Source organism: Sulfurovum sp. NBC37-1 (assembly GCF_000010345.1).
In the GTDB taxonomy this organism is placed as follows: Bacteria; Campylobacterota; Campylobacteria; order Campylobacterales; family Sulfurovaceae; genus Sulfurovum.
The window spans coordinates 1,335,725-1,359,948 of sequence record NC_009663.1 but is presented as its reverse complement, the minus strand read 5'-3'; the positions used below and the strand labels follow the sequence as shown (position 1 = coordinate 1,359,948).

At 43.6% G+C, this 24,224-nt stretch carries 18 protein-coding genes and 1 pseudogene; 11 read left to right on the top strand and 8 right to left on the bottom strand.

The genetic code is table 11. The features are described 5' to 3' along the window. The first annotated feature begins 50 nt into the window (after positions 1-50). Positions 51-2,876 carry an excinuclease ABC subunit UvrA gene (gene uvrA, locus SUN_RS06800; protein WP_011981002.1) on the top strand — a complete coding sequence of 942 codons (2,826 nt, stop codon included), beginning with the start codon at positions 51-53 and terminating at the stop codon, positions 2,874-2,876. A gap of 17 nt (positions 2,877-2,893) precedes the next feature. On the opposite strand, the gene SUN_RS13060 is transcribed toward uvrA, so the two are convergent. Further along, a complete protein-coding gene (locus SUN_RS13060; protein WP_050748044.1) occupies positions 2,894-3,289 on the bottom strand; it encodes a hypothetical protein in 396 nt (131 codons plus the stop codon). 141 nt (positions 3,290-3,430) lie between these two features. On the opposite strand from SUN_RS13060, the gene polA reads away from it, so the two are divergent. The 3 genes from polA to SUN_RS06780 all read left to right on the top strand — a co-directional run bounded on the left by polA (position 3,431) and on the right by SUN_RS06780 (position 10,513). Beyond that, on the top strand, positions 3,431-6,127 hold the full coding sequence (gene polA, locus SUN_RS06790; protein WP_011981001.1) for a DNA polymerase I: 2,697 nt from the start codon (positions 3,431-3,433) through the stop codon (positions 6,125-6,127). Between the two features lie 83 nt (positions 6,128-6,210). After that, on the top strand, positions 6,211-9,909 hold the full coding sequence (locus SUN_RS06785; protein ID WP_011981000.1) for a DUF7149 domain-containing protein: 3,699 nt from the start codon (positions 6,211-6,213) through the stop codon (positions 9,907-9,909). A gap of 40 nt (positions 9,910-9,949) precedes the next feature. Beyond that, a complete protein-coding gene (locus SUN_RS06780) occupies positions 9,950-10,513 on the top strand; it encodes a hypothetical protein (protein ID WP_148154677.1) in 564 nt (187 codons plus the stop codon). Positions 10,514-10,735: 222 nt separating this feature from the next. Here the strand turns inward: SUN_RS06780 and SUN_RS06775 are convergent, their stop codons facing one another. Genes SUN_RS06775 through SUN_RS06765 form a run of 3 tightly spaced genes read right to left on the bottom strand, consistent with a single transcriptional unit; the run spans position 10,736 to position 12,168 of the window. After that, on the bottom strand, positions 10,736-11,281 hold the full coding sequence (locus SUN_RS06775) for a methyltransferase family protein (protein ID WP_011980998.1): 546 nt from the start codon (positions 11,279-11,281) through the stop codon (positions 10,736-10,738). Positions 11,282-11,289: 8 nt separating this feature from the next. Continuing rightward, positions 11,290-11,805, bottom strand: a complete 516-nt coding sequence (locus SUN_RS06770) for a DUF1858 domain-containing protein (protein ID WP_011980997.1) — start codon at positions 11,803-11,805, stop codon at positions 11,290-11,292. A 12-nt stretch (positions 11,806-11,817) separates the two neighbouring features. Continuing rightward, on the bottom strand, positions 11,818-12,168 hold the full coding sequence (locus SUN_RS06765; RefSeq protein ID WP_011980996.1) for a NifU family protein: 351 nt from the start codon (positions 12,166-12,168) through the stop codon (positions 11,818-11,820). 211 nt (positions 12,169-12,379) lie between these two features. Between SUN_RS06765 and ccsA the strand changes: the two genes are divergently transcribed. Both ccsA and SUN_RS06755 read left to right on the top strand, forming a co-directional pair. After that, the gene (gene ccsA / locus SUN_RS06760; RefSeq protein WP_011980995.1) at positions 12,380-15,493 is read left to right on the top strand and encodes a cytochrome c biogenesis protein CcsA; all 3,114 of its coding nucleotides are present in this window, start codon (positions 12,380-12,382) and stop codon (positions 15,491-15,493) included. Between the two features lie 19 nt (positions 15,494-15,512). Next, entirely contained in the window at positions 15,513-16,397 is an 885-nt protein-coding gene (locus SUN_RS06755; RefSeq protein WP_011980994.1) for a metallophosphoesterase family protein, read from the top strand. 8 nt (positions 16,398-16,405) lie between these two features. Here the strand turns inward: SUN_RS06755 and SUN_RS06750 are convergent, their stop codons facing one another. Beyond that, positions 16,406-17,041 (bottom strand): tRNA cyclic N6-threonylcarbamoyladenosine(37) synthase TcdA, encoded by a 636-nt coding sequence (locus SUN_RS06750; RefSeq protein ID WP_011980993.1) that lies wholly within the window; start codon positions 17,039-17,041, stop codon positions 16,406-16,408. 99 nt (positions 17,042-17,140) lie between these two features. Then, complete coding sequence (surE, locus tag SUN_RS06745) at positions 17,141-17,935, bottom strand: 5'/3'-nucleotidase SurE (RefSeq protein WP_011980992.1); 795 nt, start codon at positions 17,933-17,935, stop codon at positions 17,141-17,143. 111 nt (positions 17,936-18,046) lie between these two features. Between surE and greA the strand changes: the two genes are divergently transcribed. The 3 genes and pseudogenes from greA to SUN_RS13355 all read left to right on the top strand — a co-directional run. After that, positions 18,047-18,535, top strand: coding sequence for a transcription elongation factor GreA (gene greA / locus SUN_RS06740; RefSeq protein WP_011980991.1), 489 nt, complete (start codon positions 18,047-18,049; stop codon positions 18,533-18,535). Between the two features lie 53 nt (positions 18,536-18,588). Next, entirely contained in the window at positions 18,589-19,596 is a 1,008-nt protein-coding gene (gene argC, locus SUN_RS06735; RefSeq protein ID WP_011980990.1) for an N-acetyl-gamma-glutamyl-phosphate reductase, read from the top strand. A gap of 638 nt (positions 19,597-20,234) precedes the next feature. Next, positions 20,235-20,360, top strand: a pseudogene (locus SUN_RS13355) (transposase); the annotation flags it as partial. 72 nt (positions 20,361-20,432) lie between these two features. Here the strand turns inward: SUN_RS13355 and SUN_RS06730 are convergent. Further along, the gene (locus tag SUN_RS06730) at positions 20,433-20,771 is read right to left on the bottom strand and encodes a hypothetical protein (protein WP_011980989.1); all 339 of its coding nucleotides are present in this window, start codon (positions 20,769-20,771) and stop codon (positions 20,433-20,435) included. 1 nt (position 20,772) lies between these two features. After that, a complete protein-coding gene (locus SUN_RS13485; RefSeq protein WP_232501315.1) occupies positions 20,773-22,926 on the bottom strand; it encodes an RHS repeat domain-containing protein in 2,154 nt (717 codons plus the stop codon). Between SUN_RS13485 and SUN_RS13260 the strand changes: the two genes are divergently transcribed. Beyond that, a complete protein-coding gene (locus SUN_RS13260; protein WP_232501314.1) occupies positions 22,810-23,514 on the top strand; it encodes a transposase in 705 nt (234 codons plus the stop codon). The two genes, SUN_RS13485 and SUN_RS13260, sit on opposite strands and share 117 nt — an antisense overlap. After that, positions 23,511-24,215 carry a UDP-2,3-diacylglucosamine diphosphatase gene (locus SUN_RS06715; protein WP_011980986.1) on the top strand — a complete coding sequence of 235 codons (705 nt, stop codon included), beginning with the start codon at positions 23,511-23,513 and terminating at the stop codon, positions 24,213-24,215. The genes SUN_RS13260 and SUN_RS06715 overlap by 4 nt, the downstream gene beginning before the upstream one ends. Positions 24,216-24,224 lie beyond the last annotated feature (9 nt).

The window sequence follows — 24,224 nt, the reverse complement described above, 5'->3', positions numbered from 1 at the left end:
TTATGCTATAATTCCAAATTAATTTTTCAGCAAGGCAAAGAAATAGAAATATGGCAAAAAAACAAGATATGATCCATGTGTATGGAGCCAAAGAGAATAATTTAAAAAATATTGATATCTCTATACCAAAGAACCAGCTGGTGGTCATTACGGGAATTTCGGGTTCCGGTAAATCGACACTGGCATTCTCTACGCTCTATGCCGAAGGACAGAGACGCTACATCGAGTCTCTCTCCTCCTATGCAAGACAGTTCCTCGGACGTGTGGGGAAACCTGATGTGGACAAGATCGACGGTCTAACCCCTGCGATCGCGATAGACCAGAAGACTACTTCGAAGAACCCGCGTTCGACGGTGGGGACCATTACGGAGATCTACGACTACCTCAGACTGCTTTTTGCCCGTGTGGGCGTACAGCACTGCCATAAGTGCGGAAAGCCCATCTCTTCCATGTCGGCTTCTGATATCATCGAAGAGGTACTTAAACTGCCCGAAGGTGCCAAACTGATCATCATGGCGCCGCTGGTCAAGGCGAAGAAAGGTACCTTTGCCGATATGCTTGAATCCCTGCGACACAAAGGGTATGTCCGTGCGATGATTGACGGAGTGATGGTACGTCTGGATGATGAAATAGAGCTCAGCAAAACCAAGATGCATACCATCAAAGTGGTCATCGACCGTGTGGTCATCAAAGAAGATAACCGCGACCGTATAGGGCAGGATGTAGAGAAGGCGCTCAAAGAGAGTTACGGCGAGATGGAAATCGAAGTGCTTAACCATGAAGAGCTTGGGCTCGACCGGAAAGACTATCACTACTCTGAGCATCTGGCCTGTTTTGACTGTAAACTCAGCTTTGAGCCGCTGGAACCGGTCAGTTTTTCGTTCAACTCACCCAAGGGTGCCTGTCCTGCCTGTGACGGTCTGGGGATCCGTTATGCCATCGACCTCAAAAAAGTGATCGACCAGGACCTCTCCATCGATAAAGGTGCAGTGAAGATTATGTATGGATTCAATAAAAGCTACTATACGAAATTCCTCAACGCTTTTTGTGAACAGAACGGTATCGATATTAAAAAGCCCTACGGTGAACTTGAGACACATGAGCAGAAAGCGATCCTCTACGGTAACGGGTCCACTGTGGACTTTACCTGGAAAAGACATAAGCTCAAGCGTGAATGGCCCGGTGTGGTCAAGTTCGCTCATGACATGTTCAAGGACGAGAAAGACCTTTCAGAGTATATGACAGAGAAGGTCTGTGACAAGTGTAACGGGCACAGGCTTCGTCCGCGTTCACTGGCGGTGAAGCTCGAAGGAAAGAACATTGCCGATATCATCGATATGCCGATCGATGAATCCTATGCCTATTTTGCAGACAGAAATAACTTTTCTCACCTGACCGAGCAGCAGCAGATGATCGCGGAGTCTATCCTCAAAGAGCTGTATGAACGTCTTTACTTCCTGCACGATGTGGGTCTGGGCTACATTACACTCAGCCGTGACGCCAGAAGTATCTCGGGTGGTGAGGCACAGCGTATCCGTATCGCTTCGCAGATCGGTTCGGGGCTGACAGGGGTCATGTATGTACTCGATGAACCAAGTATCGGTCTGCATGAGCGTGATACGATGAAATTGATACGTACACTCAATTCTCTCAAAGAAAAAGGTAATTCCGTGATCGTAGTCGAACATGACAAGGAGACGATTCTTGCAGCGGATTACATTGTCGATATCGGCCCGGGAGCAGGGGAGTACGGTGGGAAGATCGTTTTTTCGGGAGATGCCAAAAAACTGCCTAAAGCCAAAACGCTTACGGCCGATTACCTTTTTGGTAAGAAGGAGATCTCCTATTCGCATGACAATCCGCAAAAGAAGTGGATAGAAATTAAAAATGTGACGATCAACAACATCGAGAATCTCGATGCAAAGATCCCGCTGCATAACTTTGTCTGTATCACGGGTGTGAGCGGAAGCGGAAAGAGCTCGCTGATCCTCCAGACACTTTTGCCTGTGGCAAGGGAACTACTCAACAACGCCAAGAAGGTCAACAAAGTGGATGGTGTGGAGATCACGGGGCTTGAACATCTTGACAAAGTTATTTATCTCGACCAGAGCCCCATCGGACGAACACCGCGTTCCAATCCGGCGACCTATACGGGTATCATGGATGAGATACGCAAACTTTTTGCCCAGACCAAAGAAGCCGAACTGCGCGGATACAAGATAGGACGTTTCTCTTTCAATGTTAAAGGCGGACGCTGCGAGAAGTGCCAGGGGGACGGACAGATCAAAATAGAGATGCACTTCCTTCCTGATGTGCTGGTCAGCTGTGATACCTGTAACGGTACCAGGTACAATGCCCAGACACTTGAAGTGCTTTACAAAGGCAAATCGATTGCCGATGTACTGGCGATGAGTGTAGGGGAAGCCCTGGAATTCTTCAAAGCCATTCCTTCCATTGCCGCCAAGCTTAAAACACTGACAGCGGTCGGACTCGACTATATTACACTTGGACAGAATGCTACAACGCTTTCGGGTGGTGAAGCGCAGCGTATCAAACTGAGCAAAGAGCTCAGCCGTAAAGATACAGGTAAAACACTTTATATACTCGATGAACCAACCACGGGACTTCATTTTGCCGATGTGGACAGACTTACCGGGGTACTGCACCACCTGGTGGAACTGGGTAATTCTGTTGTAGTTATTGAGCATAACCTCGATATGGTCAAAAATGCGGATTATATCGTAGACATGGGACCTGAAGGTGGAGACAAGGGTGGTTTGATCATTGCAACGGGTTCACCGGAAAAACTGGTGGAAGAATATAATAAAACAGGCTCCTATACTGGTGAATATTTGGCTAAAGAGTTAAGTTCCTGATCTGAAGCTGAAGGAAATTAGTGTAGACGGTGAATATTTTTTTTCTTTGTATTCCGATGTGTGAAAGAGATAGCGCTTTTAATGATCCATAGAATGATCAATGTAGCAAGAATCTCATAACCGATCGCCCATGTCATAATAAAAGGCGATTCACTATTGACGGAAACGAATACATCAAACTTGCCGTCAGCAATATAGAAAAAAAGAAAAAGTAGACCCAAAATATAAGGTAATGAAACAAAATAAATAGCCAAAAAGACCTTTTCAAATCCTTCAGGAAAGAAAAGAGGGGTATCTTGCAATTTTACTTCCTTTTTTGTAAAGCTCCCGCCAATACCATCAGCAGACTTTATACGTTTTTGTGGATGTGAAAAATGAGTAGCACCATTAGATGAATGTTCTCTATTTTCCATGGATCCCACCTTTTACATTTTACATTAATTATTATTATTTTATTGAAAAAGTAATAATAGTTTACTTAATATAATTTCTTTTGATATGTTACATTGTAACCATAAATTGGATAAAATACATAAAAAAATCAGGTATTCTCTTTGAAAACAATCACTATTATAGACACTTTCGGTTTCTTCTTCAGATCCTATTATGCTTTGCCTCCACTGCGTAATTCAGAGGGGTTTCCTACGGGACTTCTGACAGGCTTCATCAATCTTGTAGATTCGCTGCACCGTGACCACGGAACGGATTATCTCGTCTTTGCGCTCGACAGCAAAGGGCCGACATTCCGAAACGAGATCTATCCGGAGTACAAAGCAAACAGGGAAGCACCGCCGGAAGACCTGACCAAACAGCTTCCCGTTGCGATCAGGTGGGTGGAGAAGATGGGTTTTGCCAATCTTGCCAAAGAGGGCTTCGAAGCGGATGACATCATCACCACAGTGACTAAATTTGCCAGAGAGCAGGATATGAAGGTTAAAGTGGTCTCGCATGACAAAGACCTCTATCAACTAATAGACGACGGTTTGGTCGTGATGTATGACTCCATTAAAAGAAAAGAGATAGACGAAGCCGCCTGCATCGAGAAATTCGGTGTCAATCCGAAAGATTTCGTTGATTTTCAGGCGATCGTGGGTGATGCTTCGGACAATGTTCCCGGTGTGAAAGGCATTGGTGTGAAGGGAGCGGCCAAGCTCATCAACGAGTTCCATACGCTTGAGAATATTTATGCGAATATAGAAAAGTGCGGTACACCGCGTATACAAAAACTTTTGCTCGAATACAAAGAGAGTGCGTTCCTCTCTCGCGAACTGGTCAAAATGCGAGATGATGTCTATGATGATCTCGACCTGAGCAAGTTCGTTTTTGAAGAGAGAAATTATCTCAGCTGTCTGATCGACGAATTTGAAAAGTATGAAATGAAACGGGCACTTCAAAAAGCAAAAGTAGGGCAGAGTGAAGTAGGATGTCATGACATTGCACCGCCAAAACTGAAGACACCTTTACTTACATTCGAATCGATAACACTCGATACCAAAGAGAAACTGAATGAAGTCATAGATGAACTTTCCAAGGATACACTGGTCGCTTTCGACACCGAGACTACCGGACTCGATACACGAACGGATAAGATGGTCGGTTTTTCTTTCTGTACCTCAAATGAAAAGGCTTACTATGTGCCGGTAGGGCACTCTTACCTCGGTGTAGAGGAGCAGGTTGATCCTGAAGATGCTGTGGCTGCACTCAAAAAACTGATGAAACAAAAAATAGTCGGACAGAATCTGAAGTTCGACCTCTCTCTGCTTTACAATCAATACGGGATGGAAGAGGTACTCCCCTTTGCCGATACGATGATCATGGCATGGCTTACCGATCCGGGTTCAAGGGTCGGATTGGATTCTCTGGCACAGAAATTTTTCAAATATGATATGAAACCTTTCAAAGAGATGGTCAAAAAAGGGGAGAATTTCTCCCATGTCAATATCGCCGATGCAACCTTCTATGCGGCGGAAGATGCCTGGATGACTTTTCTGCTCTATGGCGCTATCAAGAAGAAGATGGAGCTCTCTTCGCTTACACATCTGCTGAAAGAGGCAAAGGATGTAGAGTATCCGTTCATCAATGTACTGATACGCATGGAACGCCTGGGGATCAAAGTGGACCAGGTCAAGCTGGAAACACTGAAGAAAACACTCAGCGAAGACCTGCACCGGCTTACTTCGGAGATACATGAACTCAGCGGTAGCGAATTCAACATCCGTTCCACACAGCAGCTCGGCGTAGTACTGTTCCAGCATCTGGGGCTCAAGGGTGGCAAGAAGACCAAGACCGGCTACAGTACTAATGAAGCGGTACTGCAGTCACTCAAACATGAGCACCCGGTTATAGGAAAAATACTCGAATACCGCGAATACCACAAGATGCTCTCTACCTATGTGGAACCCCTGCTGAAACTGGCCAAAAAAGATGAGAAAAGCCGCATCTATACCTCTTTCATTCAGACAGGTACGGCAACGGGACGTTTGAGCTCCAAAGACCCCAATCTTCAGAATATCCCGGTGCGTTCCACTTTGGGGCGTTCGGTACGTGAAGCGTTTGTTGCCAAAGAAGGTTATAAACTGGTCAGTATCGACTACTCGCAGATCGAACTGCGCCTGTTGGCACACTTCTCAAAAGATGCCGCACTGATGGAAGCGTTCAACAAAGGTACGGACATCCACATGGCAACGGCCGTCAAACTCTTCGGTGAGGAAGAGGCGAAAGCAAAACGTAACTTCGCCAAGTCTGTGAACTTCGGTCTGCTCTACGGCATGGGTCCTAAGAAACTTTCTGACGAACTGGGCATCACCTCTGCAGAAGCCAAAGAGATCATTGCTAACTATTTCGCGAGTTTCCCCACGGTGAAGAATTTCCTCGAAGGCATACAGGAGAGGGTGAAAATAGACGGATATGTGGAAACACTGTTGAAACGAAGACGTATTTTCGACTACGAGAATGCCAATGGTATGCAAAAAGCCGCCTACATGCGTGAATCGGTCAACACGGTCTTCCAGGGATCGGCAGCCGATCTCATCAAACTCTCCATGAACGATATCGACAGTATGATCATCGATGAAGCGCTGGAAGCGCATATGCTGCTGCAGATACACGATGAACTGATCTTCGAGATCAGGGAGGATCAGGTCGAGAAAATTTCCAAACGTTTCGTGCATGTCATGGAACATATCTGGGAGCTTGAAGTGCCGCTGGTCTGTTCCGTGAGTGTCGGTGACAGTTGGGGTGAACTGAAGTAGATATATTGTTTTTTTTGGATGGGAGCTGTTCTTATACGGTTTTTTTACGCTAAAATAACTCCACTACGAAAAGGGTGAGATTCATGTTGAAACTTGAAGTTAAAAAGCCAAGAAAGTTCATTAGTCCGTTATTGTCCAAAAAGAGTGTCACTGCAGCCGAGATAGAAGAGTTCGAAGAGGCAACGCAAAACTATCTTGAAGTGCTTGAAAGACAGCGGATCGAAAAACAGTCCGAACCCAACATTGTCTCCAATGCTTTAAAGCCTTATTTTGAAAACCTCTCTTATGTTGCGCAAAGCTATTCCCAACAAGGTCAGAGCGGTATGGATCTGGCTTTGATGCTGGAACACAGTCCGTCAGTCATTATCGAAGCAAAAGTCTTTGACTCTGCTGCCATGATCACGCAAAATGACATCAACAAAAAAGCACTGCATGAAGCTATTTTGTATTTTATGCGTGAGCGCAAGAAGGGCAATAACAGGCTTTACCACATTATCATCACCGATTTTTACCGCTGGTTTGTTTTTGATGCCAAAGATTTTGACAAGCTCTTTTGGCAGGACAGAGAGATAAAAAAGGTATTTGAAAGCGTAAAAGACTCTTCTGTGCTCGGTGACAGAACAGAAGATTTTTACAGGATGATCGCAGAGCAGATATCGGGAATGAAAGAGAATCTCATAGATGACAAAGTCATTGAGGCTGCCTATTTTGATCTTAGAGATGCACGAAAGCCAAAAGAGACCATAGCGCTCTATAAACTGCTCTCCAAAGACACTCTTTTAAAAGCTTTCAATCCCAATGATGCCAATACACTCAATAAAGAGTTCTATAATGAACTACTGTATATCTTGGGACTGGAAGAGCAAAAGAGTGGAGGCAAAAAACTTATCTCCAGGGCAAAAAAACCTCACGGCGCATCACTGTATGAAAACATAGCCAGGAACTTGAAGCTGGCTGGACATACACAAGAGTTTGAGGTCATCATACGGCTGATGATCGTATGGATAAACCGTATCTTGTTCTTGAAACTTCTGGAGTCACAGCTTGTCAAGTGGAACGGCGACACCAAGTATAGATTTTTAAATCGTCAAACCATAGATGATTTTGACAGGATGAAGATCTTTTTCTTTGATATCCTGGCGAATAGACCACACGACAGGGCTCATAAGGAGTTTGGACATATACCCTATTTGAATTCTTCACTTTTTGAGATGAATGAGATAGAGAAAAAATACATAGATATCTCTTCGCTTGAAGACAACTGCGAACTGCCTTACTACAGCAAAACCGTACTCAAAGATACTCGGGGCAAGCGTAAAGAAGGCAGTGTTAATATGCTGCACTACCTCTTTGAGTTTCTGGATGCCTATGATTTCTCCAGCGAGGGGAGCGAAGAACTTGTAACGGAGAGCAAGTCTCTCATCAATGCTTCGGTACTCGGACTGATCTTTGAAAAGCTCAACGGCTATAAAGACGGGAGTTTTTATACGCCGAGTTTCATCACGATGTACATGTCCAAAGAGACCATCACCAAAGCCATCATAGAGAAGTTCAACCAACTCAAAGGCTGGAACTGCAGTTCACTCAATGAGCTGGATGACAAGATAGAAGACAAAAAAGAAGCCAATGCCATCATAGACTCACTGAGCATCTGTGATCCGGCTGTGGGGAGCGGGCATTTTTTGGTCTCGTCACTTAACACCATACTGGAGATCAAAAGCCAACTTCGCATACTCTTTGATGCTGAGGGTAAGCGTATAAAAGATGATTATGAACTAAGTGTTGAAAATGATGAACTCATAGTCAGAGATGATGAGGGTGAGATATTTGAATACAAGCGCAATTCCAAAAAAGCTACACGCATACAAAAAATGCTCTTTACTGAGAAACAGAAGATCATCGAGAACTCACTCTTCGGTGTAGACATTAACCCCAACTCTGCACAGATCACACGGCTCAGGCTTTGGATAGAACTGCTCAAGAACTCGTATTACGACGAGTCGAACCAACTGGTCACGATGCCGAACATAGACATCAACATCAAAGTGGGCAACTCGCTCATCAGCCGTTACGGCCTGCACGACGAGATAGACATACCAAACATCAAACATGCCATCGTCCGTTACAAAGAGGTGGTCAAGGAGTACAAAGAGGGGAACTTCGTACAGTCCAAAGAGGAGATACGCTCTGCCATAGAGGAGCTCAAGGGGATGTTCGGTCTGACGCTTCAGGCACAGTGGAAGCAGACGGAACGGTATAAAAAACTTCTTGAAAGCTATGTTAAAGAGTTTGGATTAAACAGTTTGCCAAGAGATATTCTGTTAGATGCATTGGATTTTAACCTCGATAAACTTGGCGGTAGCCAAACAAGCATGTTCAGTGAAGATCAAACACTTACAAAATCCAAAAAGGTACAAAAAGAGAAATTACTAAAACAGATTGAAAAAGCTTCCAAAGAGATCGACGAGATCAAAAAAGGAAAGGTGTATGAAAACGCTTTTGAGTGGCGCTTTGAGTTTCCAGAGGTACTGGACGAAGAGGGGAACTTTGTCGGGTTTGATGTGATAATCGGCAATCCGCCGTATATTCCGCTTAACAAACTCAAGGAGATCGACTACAGCCAGTTTGGCTACAGGGTCTTTGACAAAAGTGGAGATATACTGTCACTCTTTTTTGAAAAAGGCATTACTATTTTGAATCAATATGCCTCTATGTCACTCATCACCTCAAACAGCTGGCTGAAGACCAAATACGGCGAGGTGCTCAAAGATCTTTTTTCTGCATCTGGTGCATCGGTGCAGATCATCAACTTCGAAGATACACAGATATTTGAAGAGGCAACGGTGGAAACATGTATCGTAACGATCGACAGAAGCAAGCCGGCAGACACAAAAACGGTCAATATCAGAAAGTTCGATGCCAAGAGAGCAACGGTAGAGACGCTGAAAGAGGCGATAACAACTTTTGCATCAAGCGGTGAGGATAACGCAAAGCTCATGCAGAAAATAGAAGAAAGAGGGAAACAGCTAAAAGAGTGGGATATATCCATCAATTATGGAATAAAAACGGGTTTCAACAAAGCATTTATTATTGATACGGAAACCAGAAACCGGCTCATTGCAGAAGATCCCAAAAGTGAAGCACTGCTCAAGCCTATGGTGCGTGGACGGGATGTGCAAAAGTATGCTATTGAATGGGCGGATATGTGGCTAGTCGCTACACTCCCTTCTCTAAATCTGGATATCGAGGAGTACCCTGCCATAAAATCATATTTGAGCAGTTTTGGCAAACGGCTTGATCAAAGCGGCGAAAAAGGCAGCCGTAAAAAAACCAATAACAAATGGTTTGAAACTCAGGATTCAATTGCGTATTATGAAGAGTTCGATAAGCCCAAAATTGTCTGGGGCGAGATTTCAGATGCACCCAAGTTTGCGTATGATGAGAGCGGTATATATGGAAATGACAAAATTTTCATCATGACAGGTGAACACTTAAAATATTTATTATCTATACTGAACTCCAAGCTATCCGAATGGTATTTTTCAAAAATATCTGTTACAACAGGTCAGGGTACGATTTTATGGAAGAAGTATAAACTGGAAATCCTTCCTATTGCAGAATGTAAAGACCAGCAACCTTTTATAGATCTGGTAGACCAGATAATAGAGCATAAAAAACAAAATCAGGACACCACTGACCTCGAAGCCAAAAGCAACCGGATGGTTTATGACCTGTATGGCTTGGCAGAAGAGGAAGTTGCGGTAATAGAGGGGAAAATATGACAATTTGACATATTTTTGTATCTGAATTAATTTACAGTGTATGATTGAAGAAAAAGGTAGAATGATGTCAAGTATGAATGAAAAATATAATGTAGTGCTGCATGGACTTGTAAATACTGAAAATAATTGTGTTAATGCATCAATTTTTAATTTGGAATATGATGAGTATAGAAGTATAGTTGATGAATTGGAGTATGATGATCTTATAAATAGAGGTGAATGGTGTTTATCTGGTGGTTATCATTTTATGGGTTTAACATTTAGGGGTAGAAATTTTATAGAAAATAATGACAAGAAAGAGTATCATAAAATAGAAAAAACAGAGATACATAATAATCTTAGTATAGAAACAAACCATGGTATAGCTGTAGCTGGGAATGATAATATTATCAACAGTTCAGAATTCAATCAAAAATTCACTCAATTAATGCAGGGGATACAAAACTCAAGTATAGAAAATAAAAATCAAATAATTAATGAATTAAATGAACACAAAGATGACAAAGTGGCGTTGCAATCATATTTAGGAACATTACTGACTCGTGGTGCAGAGGTTGCTGCTATTGTACCTGCAATAGGTACATTGTTGGGAATGTTGGGATAAATAGTCAACCCTGAAAAAGCACTGAAGTCAGCACAGAACAGATACTATCCCTCAGCCATACGCGCATTGAAAGAGTGCATTAAAATAGAAAATGAAAACGATACATCGTCATGGCACATAGAGGAAAATGTGCCCTACATGAAAAAACTTTTGGCAAAACATGAACGAAAACGTAAATTTGTAGAACTGTTCTTTAAAGCATTTGACACTATTGTATGAACTTCATGATATTGGGATATTTCGTTTTACAGGTTTCATGAAAAGCTTTTTAAGACAGGAAAGCCTGAATGAGACCATGGGTACCTTCTGGGCATAGGCTTTGTACTCATCGCCGAATTTCTTTTTGACTTCCATCTCTTCAAATATGATGACCATGAAAATGATGAAGAGCATTTCGACAGGTGCAATGATACAGATGAACGTAGGGCTTCCCAAAAGCAGGGCCCATCCCAAAGGGAGCAGTGTGAGTCCAAAGAGCATGGGGTGGCGCATACAGCTGTAAATTCCTGTGGTCACAAGGCGGTTCGTTTCGAGCCGGGGAATATCGCCAACTCTTCCTTTGGTCAGCTCTCTTCCTCCGTTTGCAGCGGCATGAAAGGCCAGCCTGAGAATGATCAGACCTGCCATAGCTGAGAAGAGATGGAAGAAAGGGCTGGCAAAGAGAGGATCATTCAGATCATTTTTTATGCCGATGTACGCACCGCCGAGGAGCATCAGCAGCCATAAGAGAATTCGAACGATGACAGAAGCGGTAGTTTTTACTTTCATCCGGGACTTCAGGCTTTTCTGATCAGCGTGATGAACCGGTCTTCTTTTTCTTCCTTTACCGCGACTTCATGACCTTTTTGGGTGAATTCATCGATGAGGGGCTCGGGCCTGAAGTCCGAGACGATCTCCAGGATCTCTCCGGAAGCGAGGGGTCTGACGGTTTTGTTCGCTTCGGCAAGAGGATTGCCCTCGTTGTCGAGTATCTCGTTGGCATTGAGGGTTGCTTTGGGCGCTCCCTTTGTCCAGTCCGGAAGGGGTTCATACTCTTTTGTGTCAGTTTCTGATCTTTCGGTCTGCAGAGGTTCCTGTCCTACCGCAGTTCTAAGTTGATTGAGCAGGTCATTGGCATCCATCCCACCGACGATGGCAGCCTGTTTTACGGTTGCCAGTTTGGCAATAGTACGTCTGAGTACAGGGTTGTTCAGTTTTTTGAATTTGGGATTGATCCCTATAAGGATATCTTTCATCCCTTCATAATTCTTAAGCAGATCGGCTATAGTTGTTGCAAGGGTTATCTCTTTCATCATATTCACCTTTTAAAAATATTTTTTAATTTTATCGAAAAGACCTTCTTCGTCTTCGACCTTCTCTTCTTCCGTATCCTCTTCGGTGTAACAATCATCCGGCAGTGTGTTTTCAGGCGTGCCGTCGACATTGACCACATTGAGTTCCGGGTGTATCAGTTCCCTCAGTTTCTTCTGTACGACCATCTTGGTGGTCATCAGACTCATGGAGCAGCCGTGGCAGGTACCGGTGAGTTCAATGTAAACCGTTCCGTTTTTCACACCGAGTAATTTGATGGCTCCGCCGTGAGACTCGACATATTCATTAACAGAGGGCAGGTGGTGTTTGACTGCCTGGTAAATATCCTGATCGTTAAATGTCATCTATTATCCTTTATAATGAGAATGATTATCTGTTGTGATAATATTCCTTTTTTCCTTAAATAGGACTAAAAATATCTTATTTTATTGCAAGAGAATTTTTTTGCCTTGATTTTTTATCAAAATTATCGAATGATTAATAAAGATGGGCTATAATCACCCCTTATTAACCCGGCTCAAGTATTCGGGATCACATTTTGAAGGTTTTTGTCACATGATAAAACATATTTTTTCTATGAAAATGGCAGTGCTCGTGCTGTTTATTTTCGGTGTCAGCATAGGTATTGCGACATTTATCGAGAATGATTACGGCACACAGACAGCCCAGGCACTTATTTACAAGGCAAAATGGTTTGAACTCTTTTTGGCGTACTTCACGGCCATACTTCTTTACAATATCTTCAAGTACAAGTCGTACAAAACGAAACCGGCTGTATTCCTCTTCCACTTTTCCTTTTTCATTATAGCAATTGGGGCATTGATCACTCGATATGTCGGCTATGAGGGGATCATGCACATCCGTGAGGGGCAGACAACGAATATTATGGTTTCTGATACAAAAATACTGCAGGTATTTGCCAAAAGCGGTGACAAGAACGCTTCTCTGGAAAAAGAGCTCTATTTCTCCTCCATGACGAAGAACCATCTCTCTGAAAGCCTGTCGGTTGGAGACAAGAAAGTAAAAATTGATCTGGTCAAGTACTTGCCGACCGCCGATAAAGAAGTCGTAAGTGATCCAAACGGCAAGACCATGCTCGAACTCAAGATATCTGCCGGTGGACGGGGTAAACTGTATTACTTCGGGAAAGGCGACAGAATAGATTTCGGGAATTTTTATGTTGCGTATGAGCCCAAAGAGGAAAAAACGGACAAACCTACTTTTCTGATCAGCGGTGATCCGGATGCGCTGAAGGTTCATTTCCCTTTTCTCCTCGAAACACTCAATATGGAAACCAAAAAACCTGCTGAGCTCGATGCAGGTGAAAATAATTTGACCCGCAGAATGCTCTACCGTTTTGCCGACAATGCTGTCGTGTTGAAATCTGTTAAAGAGAAGGTACGTTTGAGAACGGTCTCCCATGACATTAAGACAAAGCCCGGTAAATCCGAGTTTGTGCAACTGAAGGTCAGTGTCGGTGACAAGAGTAAAATAGAGACATTCCGTCCTTCCAAGGGACAGGTAGGGAAATTGCACAAATTTACACTCAACGGAGTGGATATCAGCATGAGTATCGGTGCCAAGGTCATCAGGCTTCCCTTCTCCATAAAACTGGTCGATTTCCAGCTTGAGCGTTACCCGGGGTCAATGACTCCATCGTCATATGCCAGTGAAGTTGTACTCATTGACAAAGAAGAGAATCTGACCATGCCGTACAGGATCTATATGAACCATATTCTCGATCACAGATCATACCGATTTTTCCAGTCATCCTATGATCCTGATGAAAAAGGTACGGTCCTTTCAGTCAACCATGATCCGGGAACCATACCGACTTACATCGGCTATATTCTTCTGGCACTTGGAATGCTCTGGAGTCTCTTCATTCCGAACGGACGTTTCCAAAAACTTCTCAAGGGTGCGAGAAAACTGCAGCATGGTGCCATTGCACTCTTGTTCGCACTTATGTTGGCTGCACCGCAGTATATACATGCGGCAGCTCCCTCACTTACACCGGAACAACAGACTGCACTCTCAAAGTATGATGCAAAACATGCCGTGAAGTTTGGAGAACTGGTCGTACAGGACCATCAGGGGCGTATGAAACCGATGGATACCATTGCCCATGATGTCGTTGCAAAGATCACAGGGAAAAGCTCCGTGTTCGGTATGGAACCGACACAGATCTTTATGGGTATGATACTCCAGCCTGAGCTGTATCAGAATATACCGATGATCAAAATAGGGCATAAAAAGATCGCGCTTGACTTGGGACTGCCCGAAGATACGAAGTTTGCGAAGTTCACCGATTTCTTCAGTAAAAAAGACAACGGCTACAAGCTCTTCGATGCCGTGTCCGAAGCCAGCAGGAAGAAACCCCTTGAAAAATCACAATATGACAAAGAACTGATCAAAGTAGATGAGCGTGTAAATGTTTCCTTCATGGCGTATCAGGGAACATTGATGCGTATCTTCCCGAAACCCAATGACAAGAATCATAAATGGTATGCACCGATGGAGGCTATGAAAACATTCCCTCCCAAAGAGGCACAAAATGTAAAAATGGCTATGTCAGCGTATTTTATCATGGCAGGGCAGGCACTCAAAACAGGTAACTGGAAAAATGCTGACCTTGCACTGCGCGGGATACATAAATATCAACAAAAATATGGTGCCGATGTACTGCCAAGCAAACGCCATGTGGAAATGGAGATCTGGTACAATAAACTGGGACTCTTTGGTAAACTGGTACCGGTTTATCTCTTGTTGGGGCTTCTCCTGCTTATCTTTGCATTCATTCATGTCATCAAGCCGAACTTCCCTATGAAGTGGATCATGCGCGGTGCATGGACCATACTGATCATCGCGTTCATACTGCATGTGGCCGGTATGGGTATCCGCTGGTATATCGCAGGACATGCACCGTGGTCAAATGCCTATGAATCCATTATATTCATTGCAGCTTCCACGGTACTGGCAGGGATCATTCTTGCACGCAAGTCACCGTTCGCACTGGCCGGGACCGCGATCCTGGCTGGTGTGACCATGGGCGTGGCGCACATGAACTTCATCAACCCCGAGATCACCAACCTGGTACCGGTGCTCAAGTCCTACTGGCTGATGATCCACGTGGCGACGATCATTTCCGGAGACGGTTTCCTCGGTCTTGGATCCATACTGTCACTTCTGGTACTGATCCTCTTCATCATCAGAGGGAAAGAGGGCAATGCCAATATAGACCGCTCCATCAAAGAGTTGACGAACCTTGCCGAAATGGGACTCATTATCGGCCTGATGCTTCTGACCGTAGGGAATTTTCTGGGCGGTGTCTGGGCCAACGAGAGTTGGGGACGCTACTGGGGCTGGGACCCCAAAGAGACCTGGGCGGCGGTGACCATCCTGATCTATGCGACTGTACTGCATATGCGTTTCGTGCCGAAACTGCACGATACCTTCATCTTCAACGTGGCATCCACCTGGGCATACTCATCGGTGCTTATGACCTATTTCGGGGTGAACTACTACCTCTCCGGACTGCATTCCTACGCAGCGGGTGATCCTGTACCGATCCCTATGTGGGTCTACTATGGCATTGCAGGGCTTGCGGTACTTACGCTCCTGGCATGGAGGAACAGGAAGATGAAAAAGGCTCCTGTAAAGCCGATATGATATACCCTGTGGAGAAATGATGCAAAAGCCTCTTCGTATCCTGCATTTCAGTGATATACATGTCAATATACAGATCCGTCACATGCACTGGAAAAAATGGTTCAGCAAACGTGCCATAGGTGCCATAAACCTGTTGCGGGGACGGGCGAGCTATTTTGATGATACAGAGAAGAAGCTTGCCGCACTGGTACGCTTCAAAGAAGAGAACGACATCGACATCGTCATCAATACCGGTGACTATACCGCTTTGGGGCTCAGGAGCGAACTGATCCTTGCCAGACAACTGCTTGACCCGCTCATGACCCCTCCGCAGAACTACATTACCGTGCCGGGCAACCATGATATCTATGTACATGAAGGAAACAGCCATTACCGTTTTAGCGAACAGTTCTGTTCTGTCTTGCAAAATGATCTACCTGAATACTGTAGGGGAGGCCACTGGCCGCTGATACGCCTTTTGGGGGATGATGCAGCAGTGATTGCAATCGATAGTGCCCGCCCTAATCCGGTGCCCTGGAAATCCAGTGGTGAAATTCCTCCCGAGCAGTTGCAGGCACTCGAGGAGATACTGAAAGATGAAAGAGTCAAGGGACGTTTTCTCTTTGTGATGACGCACTATGCACCTCGTCTCTCCAATGGAGAACCGGATAAAAAACTGCATGGTCTCATCAATGCGGATGATTTTCTGGAAACCTGCAAGGGGATAGAAAACGGTGCCATTCTTTTTGGACATATTCATAAAACCTACCGTCTGCATGTTCCGGGTGTGAAGAGTGAACTTTTCTGTGCCGGGAGTGCCACAATGCAGGGTCATGAGGGTTGCTGGGTTTATGAAATGGAAGGAAAAAAGATGCAGGCGAAACAGATTGGCTGGGATGGTGAAAATTACTGTTTTGTTGAGTAGGACAGTCTCTATCCAAGTATACGCTTGATCGCTTCCGAACAGACGGTAAGGCCTACTGCACCAGTCACAGCCACGCATGAGCCTTTTTCTTTGCACCTGTCCTCTTCGGGCGAGAAGACCACTGTGAAATTCCTGTCGAACTTCGCTTTTTTGAGTTCATTGCGTATCTTTCGTGCCAGTGCATCTCCATGCGTTTTCCAGATGGAGGAGACCTCTATCTTGTTCGTATCATAGCGTTTGGCGGAACCCAGTGCCATGATGAGCTTTTTGTAACACTTTTTAGCCACTTCTATCTTGACTTTGGTGGTATCGGCTGCATCGATGATGATATCATAGGGGTCAAAATCAAATGATGCCACCCAGGCTATATCCATTTTATGGTTTATGATCTTGACACCCGGGTAGAGCTTTTCCAAAGCTTCGACCTTGACTTCTCCTACAGCCTCAGAACCGATCTGCCTGTTTTGGTTGGTCTCGTCAAAGACATCATAGTCAAGTATGGTGATGTCCTGAACACCGGAACGGTAGAGACAGTCAAGCGTATAGGAGCCGACACCGCCCACACCGAGTATCAGTACCTTGGCTTTTTGAAGTTTTTCAAAGTCTTCATCTCCAAAGAGCATACGGCAGCGTTCATATCTCATTGTTTTTCTCCGAAAAAGCAATGAGGGTGAAGAGCGAGGAATGAGGAATGTCGGTAAGCATTGTATGAAAAGGCTTTTGTTGATGGATAATTAATTGCGTCATTTGTTGAGCCACTCCTCCAGATTGTGGATATCGCTGTGCGAGGTCATGTCAAGCTGAACGGGAGTTATGGAAATATAATCCTCTTTTACGGCTTCGAAATCGGTGGTATGTCCTGCGGTTTCCATCCATTCCAGCCGCGGAAGACCTATCCAGTAATATTCCAGTCCCCGGGGATTGTAGTGGACTTCCGCATGAAAACCGTAATGCTTGTTCCCCAGCCGGGTACTCTTGAAACCTTTGCATTCGGCAGCAGGAATAGGGGGGATATTCACATTGAGGAATTTACGGTCCGGCAGAGGGTAAGAGCCTTCGAAGATCTTCTGTACCAGTTTGATGATGCTCTGCTGTGCCAGTTCATATCCGAACTCCCTGATGCTCGCTCCGCTATTCATATAAACCTGTGAGACAGCGATGCCGGGAATGCCCTGAAGTACCGCTTCCATAGCGGCGGATGCAGTTCCTGAGTAGGTGATGTCCTCACCCATATTTGCTCCTATATTGATACCGGATATGACGATATCGGGCTTTTTTTCATTGGCAAAAAGTTTGGTGAGAGAAAGGAAAATGCAATCCGTAGGCGTACCGTCATCAAGCTTGTAAAAGTGTTCGGACACTTCAACGAAACGCAGCGGTCTTGTCAGGGTCAGTGAGTGCCCGCAGGCTGACTTCTCCGTGGTCGGTGCCACTACTGTCACATCTCCCAATGGTTTCAATGCTTCGACAAGAGCCAAAAGGCCTTCCGATTCGTATCCGTCGTCATTGGTGACCAGTATCTGTTTACGCTTTGACATAAGGGAGGATCCTTGAGTTGATTATTTGAGCGCTATTATAACCTTTTTGGTATAATACTTTAAATTTGAGGGAACCTCTAATAATCAATGAACTATTTTAAAGGATGAATCGTGCAAAAAGAGCCGATGCTGGAAGAGACATACAGAAAACTGTCTGAAGAGTTGGAGCAGCTGAAGTCAGTTGAGAGAGGCGTGATCGCCAAGGTCATTGATGAAGCACGTGAACTTGGTGACCTTAAAGAAAACGCGGAATACCATGCAGCAAAGGACAAACAGGGTCTTATGGAAGCGCGTATCGCTGAGTTGACCGACGTGGTAGGACGGGCACAGGTGGTAGACCCTTCCACTTTTTCGCACGACCGTGTCAGTTTCGGTTCGACCGTAGTACTGGTAGATCAGGATACGGATGAAGAGGTACGTTACACCATTGTAGGTGGACAGGAGTCCAACCCACAGTCAGGTCTTATTTCGATTCAGTCTCCGATGGCAAGAGTGCTCATCGGGAAAGAAGAGGGAGATGAAGTGGAGCTTACCCTCCCCAGTGGTAAAAAAACATATGATATCGAAGAGATACTCTATGAAGAGATCACATTAGGTTAGAGATTGAACAAATAATGTAGGGTGCGATATTTCGCACCAAAGAGGATAAAAAAATGATAAAAGTAGGTGTAGTAGGGGCCAGTGGATATACAGGGCTTGAACTGGTCAAGATGCTGATCACCCATCCGGGTTTTGAACTGACCTATCTGGCTACAACACAGGGCGATACGACCATTGAAGCCCTGCATCCGTCACTGGAAGGTGTTGTAACATTGGAGGTGGAGAAAGCGGATGTTAATGCCGTAGCGGATGCCTGCGAATTGGTTTTTCTGGCTCTTCCGCATAAAGCATCCATGGGTTTCGCCAAAGGGCTCATTGAAAAAGGTGTCAAGGTCGTAGACCTCTCGGCGGACTACCGTCTGGAACTCGATACCTATGAAGCACATTACTGCGAACATGAGGACAAAGAACATCTTGACGAGAGTGTCTATGCGCTCATCGAATATTACAGGGAAGAGCTCAAAGAGGCGGAACTTGCGGCAGGCCCGGGGTGCTACCCTACAGCCACTCTGCTCGGCATACTCCCATTTATCCCCTACATTGATACCTCTGCACCACTTTTTGTCGATGCCAAATCAGGTGTGAGTGGAGCAGGGAAGAAACTTTCAGAGACAACGCATTTTGTAACGGTCAATGACAATATCTTTGCCTATAACCCATTGAAACACCGCCATGCACCTGAGATCGCGGAGAAGATCGAGAAAGTACATGGAGCAAAGATGAACGTAAACTTCGTTCCCCATCTCATTCCGGCTACACGTGGTGAACTGGTTTCCGTTTATGCGACGCTCAAAGAAGATATCGATCCACTGGAAGTTTTGAGAAAGCACTATGCAAACGACAGGTTCATTCGAATACGTGAAAAACCGGTCGATATCAAAAGTACGGCAGGAACGCATTTCTGTGATATTTACGCTGCAAAGAACGGTCATGCACTGTTTGTCAGTTCTGCCATAGACAACCTGTTGCGTGGAGCAAGTTCTCAGGCACTGGCTGCGGCAAACTTGATGTGTGGATATGATGAGGGGATGGGGTTACCGGTGATTCCTTATATGCCGTAATGTGTATGTAGTGATTTAGTCTAAGTAAAAAAGTTAATAGTATTAGGAGGGGAGTTATGAAAAATATAGATAATGTCACTTCAAGGACATAGAGCAATCATATTATGATGATGGCTATGTTGTCGAACATGGGAAAAAACAATAAGCCAAAATATCTAGAGTGCTACGATTACGTTCACCTGACCCCTGTGCTCTTCTTTTTTGAGAGTAAGTACCATCTGTGAGTTTAGTGACTAAAGAGTTATTGATATCTCTAGTGAGGGTGAAGTCACCACTTTGTATAAGCAGTCCATCTTTATCATAACTATAGTTTTCTGTCTTGTCAGCGTATGTGAAACTTACTACTCTAAAGTCATTATCATAGCTAAGCTCTGTGTCTCTTCCAGTACACCACTTTGTACCATACTTGTAAGTAGGGTACAATCGTAGGTGAAGCTAAAGCTTTCACTCCCGTGTGTAATACTACTTAGGTTGTTTTGGCACACATAGTTGTAGTTTGTTGTTCCCTCTGGTATGACGATGCTTTTTGTTATAAGTTTTGGGTTATGTGACATGGGTTATTTTAGCCTGTTTTGGCTTTGAGGTTTGGGTTTTAGTGGGGTTGTCGTTGTCACCCGACCCCTCTACTTCATCGGTTCAAGAAGTTGAGGCAGAAACCCTATTGGGGAAACAATTTCTGGGCGAAAGGGTACTGTGTGGATACAGTAGGGCTTGATGGTGATATGATACGGAAGTATGTAAAATATCAAGAGAAAAGTATATAAATTTCATACTATTGTTCCAAAAATACGATTACGTTCACCTGAACCCCTATGCTTTGGGAGGCAGTCAGGTTTTTATGCCCATCTGTGAGTTTCAGGTAAACACATCTCACATAATTCTTGCCCTTCAAAACTTCCTCCATTATAGACAAAAGAAAAAAAACATTCTTCTTCTAATCCTATAGGATTCTTGTCTCTGTTAATCATATAAGCAGCGCATTTATCGCATTGCGTGATTGAATATTTTTCTTTATTTAATGTCAATGTTCTATATTCAGTATTATTACTGTTAATATTGTATTTCAGGAGTATCTTTTCTAAATCCTCAAGTAAGTTATTTAATTCATTTTGTTGTATAGTTGATGTATCAGATTCAAAACTAATATCAAAAATCACATTAGAAATATATTTCAATTTATTTACCTCCTCTATGGTATATTTGACCTTGTGGTCCGGTACAGGTTACTGTAACATGTTTTGCTTGACATTTTAATCTTCTTTTTGCTCTTTTTTCTGCTTCTTTTTCAGCAATAGATCTATTTTTATGTTTCCAAACTGCCTGTTTGCATTTTTGATTATTTTTTTCTGGACAATTATTAGGTATATTATCATTGCAACAAGCTACTACGGCACAAGTCCAAACACCTTTTCTTCTTCTTGGGGTAATTGGAGATGTTTTAGAGGAAGCATCTTCTCGTGTATCACCAGAAATTAAACTTGCTAATGATGCAACAGCAGCCGTCACAAGTTCTCCTGCTGTAATGGTAATTTCTGGTAAAAAAGGTATAGCAAACTGTATAAACAATCCCTCAGCATCCACAAAATCAACAGGATCCCCAAGCACATACCCATAAAGATTACTATCTCCACCGGCAAAGCCAATCGGGTCTTTAGCCGTCCACTTCCCAGTATAAGCATCATAATCACGGTAACCAAATCTAGTGAGTTGTGTATCTGTATCATAAAGACCACCAGCAAACCCAAACGGTACTTTGAATGCTTCGTTGCTGTCTGTTAAGATATTACCAAATGTATCATAAGTTATTTCTTTTATGACGTTGTGTGAAGCATCCGAGACTGCACGAAGTGAGCCTACTTGGTCGTAGTGCAGGTAGTACTTTGTTCCATTGCTGTCTGTCATAGCTACAGGTATACGCCCGTCTGCATATTCAAAGCGTTGTACCAAGTTATCATCTTTGTCGTAAATGGCTAGTAGGGTGGCAAGGTCAGCCCACAAGTATTTTTCTGTGATTTCACCATCTATGAGCTTAGCCACTCTTTGATTAAGGGCATTGTATTCGTATGTTACGGTCACTGAGCCTGTCGAAGTGGTAGGTGTAACAACCTCTCTAAGTTCTCCCATAGTGCCATAAGAGTATGTCGTAGTCCCATGTGGTGTAGTCTTCTCTGCAAGGTAACCATCTTCATCGTATCTGTAGGTATTGTCTCCATAGACTATAAGGTTATCATCAAGTGTGTAGCTTCCTGTGGTTTCTATTCCATACACATTTGCCCATGCTCTGTTACCGTTACTGTCATATCTGTATTCCTCTACAGTCACTCTACTGTTCTTCTTTCCCCCTTTCTCTACTTTGATGAGTCTGTCTCTCTCATCATAGCTATAATGATACGTCACATGCTGTTTCTGCTTTTTAAAGCCTTTTTTCTTTTTCTTTCTTGGTACCAGTTTGACAATGGTCTCTTCTTTTTTAGCAATCCTCGCTTTTTTACGTCTGAGTTCTAATTTAAAGACTTGGTCTTTTTGTGTTTTAAGGTCACCGAAGTTATTGTAGGTTCGTTTTTGGGTGAGTGTGCCATCTGTAATCTTTTGAGTCAAACCATTCTCAGGGTTTCTAGTGAGAGTATAATCTCCACTCTGAGTAAGTAGTCCGTCTTTGTCATAACTGTAGTTTTCTGTCTTGTTTGCATAGGTAGTGCTTGTGGTTTGGAAGTTGTTGTCATGGGTGTAGTTGGTTGTGTGATTAAGTACCCCTTGTTGTGTGACAGTTATCGGTAATGTACCATCATAGGTGAAGCTAAAGCTTTCACTCCCGTTTGTGATACTACTTAGGTTGTTTTGACATGTATAGTTGTAGTTTGTTGTTCCCTCAGGTGTTGTAATGCTTGATACTCTGCCATCAGAATAAGTAGTATCGATGCTCTTTTGGCTTGGCTTTGTGACTTTAGTGACACGACGTTGTTTATCGTAGGTATAAGTGGTTGTTTTTTGCAGTGGGCTGGTGTAGTGGGTTCTTTTGTTTACTCCATTGTACGAGAAGGTATGGTCTGCTGGTGTGGAGATATAGGGGTCAGGTGAACGTAATCGTAAGTTGTTTTTCGATATACTTTTACACTTTGATAAAATAAAAAAGGAGTGATAGATAGTATGGCAAGACGACCGCGTATAGAGATAGCAGGGAAGTATCATATCATCAATAGAGGTGTGGCGCAGATGCATGTATTTGAAGAGCCTGAAGATTATGAATACTTTGAAGACCTGATGTGCTTTTATGCCAAAAGCTTTGGTATTATTATCCATAATTATTGCTTGATGAGTAATCACTATCATCTACTCATCGAAATTACACAGCAAAACCTCTCAAAGTTTATGAGACAACTTAGCATGGGTTACTCTATCTACTTCAATAAAAAGAACAAACGCACAGGACATCTCTGGCAAGGACGCTTTAAATCATGGTACGTGACAGACGAAGCGTACTTTTATACACTGATGTGTTACATAGAGCAGAATCCACTTAAAGCCAATATGATTGAAGATATAAGAGAATACCCTTATAGCTCCTACCATTACTTTTTGGACTACGAGAACATACCAGAATGTTTGCAAAATGCATGGATCGTACAAAACTATAAAGAAGACACGGAGGCTATAGAAGCATTTTTAACCGTTCCCGTAGACAGCGAGCAACTAGCAGAACTAAAAACCGCATCAAGTCTAGTGGAAGCGCCCAATGTGGATAAAAAACCAGATATAGAAAAACTGAAAAAACGTTTTTCAAAAAAGCAGGGGACCAAAGAGAGAAATGTTACAATATGCAAAGCATATAAAGAGGGGTACTCGCAGCACATGATTGCAAAAGTATTGGGTTTGGCACAATCAACCGTGAGTGCTATTGTTAAAAGAGGAATGAAGTGATAGAGATACAGGGAAACGCTTTATTCATAGCTGATTCTCATTACCCTCATCATGGTGATGCGTTTCTTGAAACTTTACAAAAGTTAGAAAGTGGGGAAGTGCAAACCCCTCAGCTTTTTCTGATGGGTGACAACTTCGATCTTCTCTTTGGCTACAATGAGTATATTCAAACTTTTTCTTTAGAAGCCATCGAACTGTTACAGAAGCTTTCCCAAAAGATAGAGATACACTATTTTGAAGGGAATCATGACTTCTGCCTGAAAGAACTTTTCCCTCAGGTTCAGGTGTACAGCAGAGAAGAGCAGCCTGTTTTCTTTAATTTGGGAGAAAAGAAAGTAGGTATCTCCCATGGAGACAAGTATGCCACAGATTTTGGATATGATCTCTACTGCAAAATTATGCGAAATAAAACAACATTGACCGTGCTGAAGCCTTTTGAAAAGGCTATCATCGATGACAGAATGAAAAAACTCTTGGAAAAAAACATCTGCCATACATTTACTGGGTTTGAAAAGAGGGTCGAAGAGATCATGAAACATTATGAGGAATGTGATCTGGTGATCGAGGGGCATTACCATCAGGCCAAAGTATTTGGTAACTATATCTCGCTGCCTTCACTCGCATGTCAGGAACAGGTTGCTGTAGTAAAAGAAGGAAAGGTCCTGTTTGTTTCACTGAAAGAGCTTGAGACCGGTTTGTAGTATTATTTT

Bases quoted from the DNA above. Each gene is read 5' to 3' on its own strand.
- uvrA (WP_011981002.1), top strand. From the start codon at position 51: ATGGCAAAAAAACAAGATATGATCCATGTGTATGGAGCCAAAGAGAAT.
- SUN_RS13060 (WP_050748044.1), bottom strand. From the start codon at position 3,289: ATGGAAAATAGAGAACATTCATCTAATGGTGCTACTCATTTTTCACAT.
- SUN_RS06785 (WP_011981000.1), top strand. From the start codon at position 6,211: ATGTTGAAACTTGAAGTTAAAAAGCCAAGAAAGTTCATTAGTCCGTTA.
- SUN_RS06780 (WP_148154677.1), top strand. From the start codon at position 9,950: ATGATTGAAGAAAAAGGTAGAATGATGTCAAGTATGAATGAAAAATAT.
- SUN_RS06775 (WP_011980998.1), bottom strand. From the start codon at position 11,281: ATGAAAGTAAAAACTACCGCTTCTGTCATCGTTCGAATTCTCTTATGG.
- SUN_RS06770 (WP_011980997.1), bottom strand. From the start codon at position 11,805: ATGAAAGAGATAACCCTTGCAACAACTATAGCCGATCTGCTTAAGAAT.
- SUN_RS06765 (WP_011980996.1), bottom strand. From the start codon at position 12,168: ATGACATTTAACGATCAGGATATTTACCAGGCAGTCAAACACCACCTG.
- ccsA (WP_011980995.1), top strand. From the start codon at position 12,380: ATGATAAAACATATTTTTTCTATGAAAATGGCAGTGCTCGTGCTGTTT.
- SUN_RS06755 (WP_011980994.1), top strand. From the start codon at position 15,513: ATGCAAAAGCCTCTTCGTATCCTGCATTTCAGTGATATACATGTCAAT.
- SUN_RS06750 (WP_011980993.1), bottom strand. From the start codon at position 17,041: ATGAGATATGAACGCTGCCGTATGCTCTTTGGAGATGAAGACTTTGAA.
- surE (WP_011980992.1), bottom strand. From the start codon at position 17,935: ATGTCAAAGCGTAAACAGATACTGGTCACCAATGACGACGGATACGAA.
- argC (WP_011980990.1), top strand. From the start codon at position 18,589: ATGATAAAAGTAGGTGTAGTAGGGGCCAGTGGATATACAGGGCTTGAA.
- SUN_RS13260 (WP_232501314.1), top strand. From the start codon at position 22,810: ATGCATGTATTTGAAGAGCCTGAAGATTATGAATACTTTGAAGACCTG.
- SUN_RS13485 (WP_232501315.1), bottom strand. From the start codon at position 22,926: ATGATAGTGATTACTCATCAAGCAATAATTATGGATAATAATACCAAA.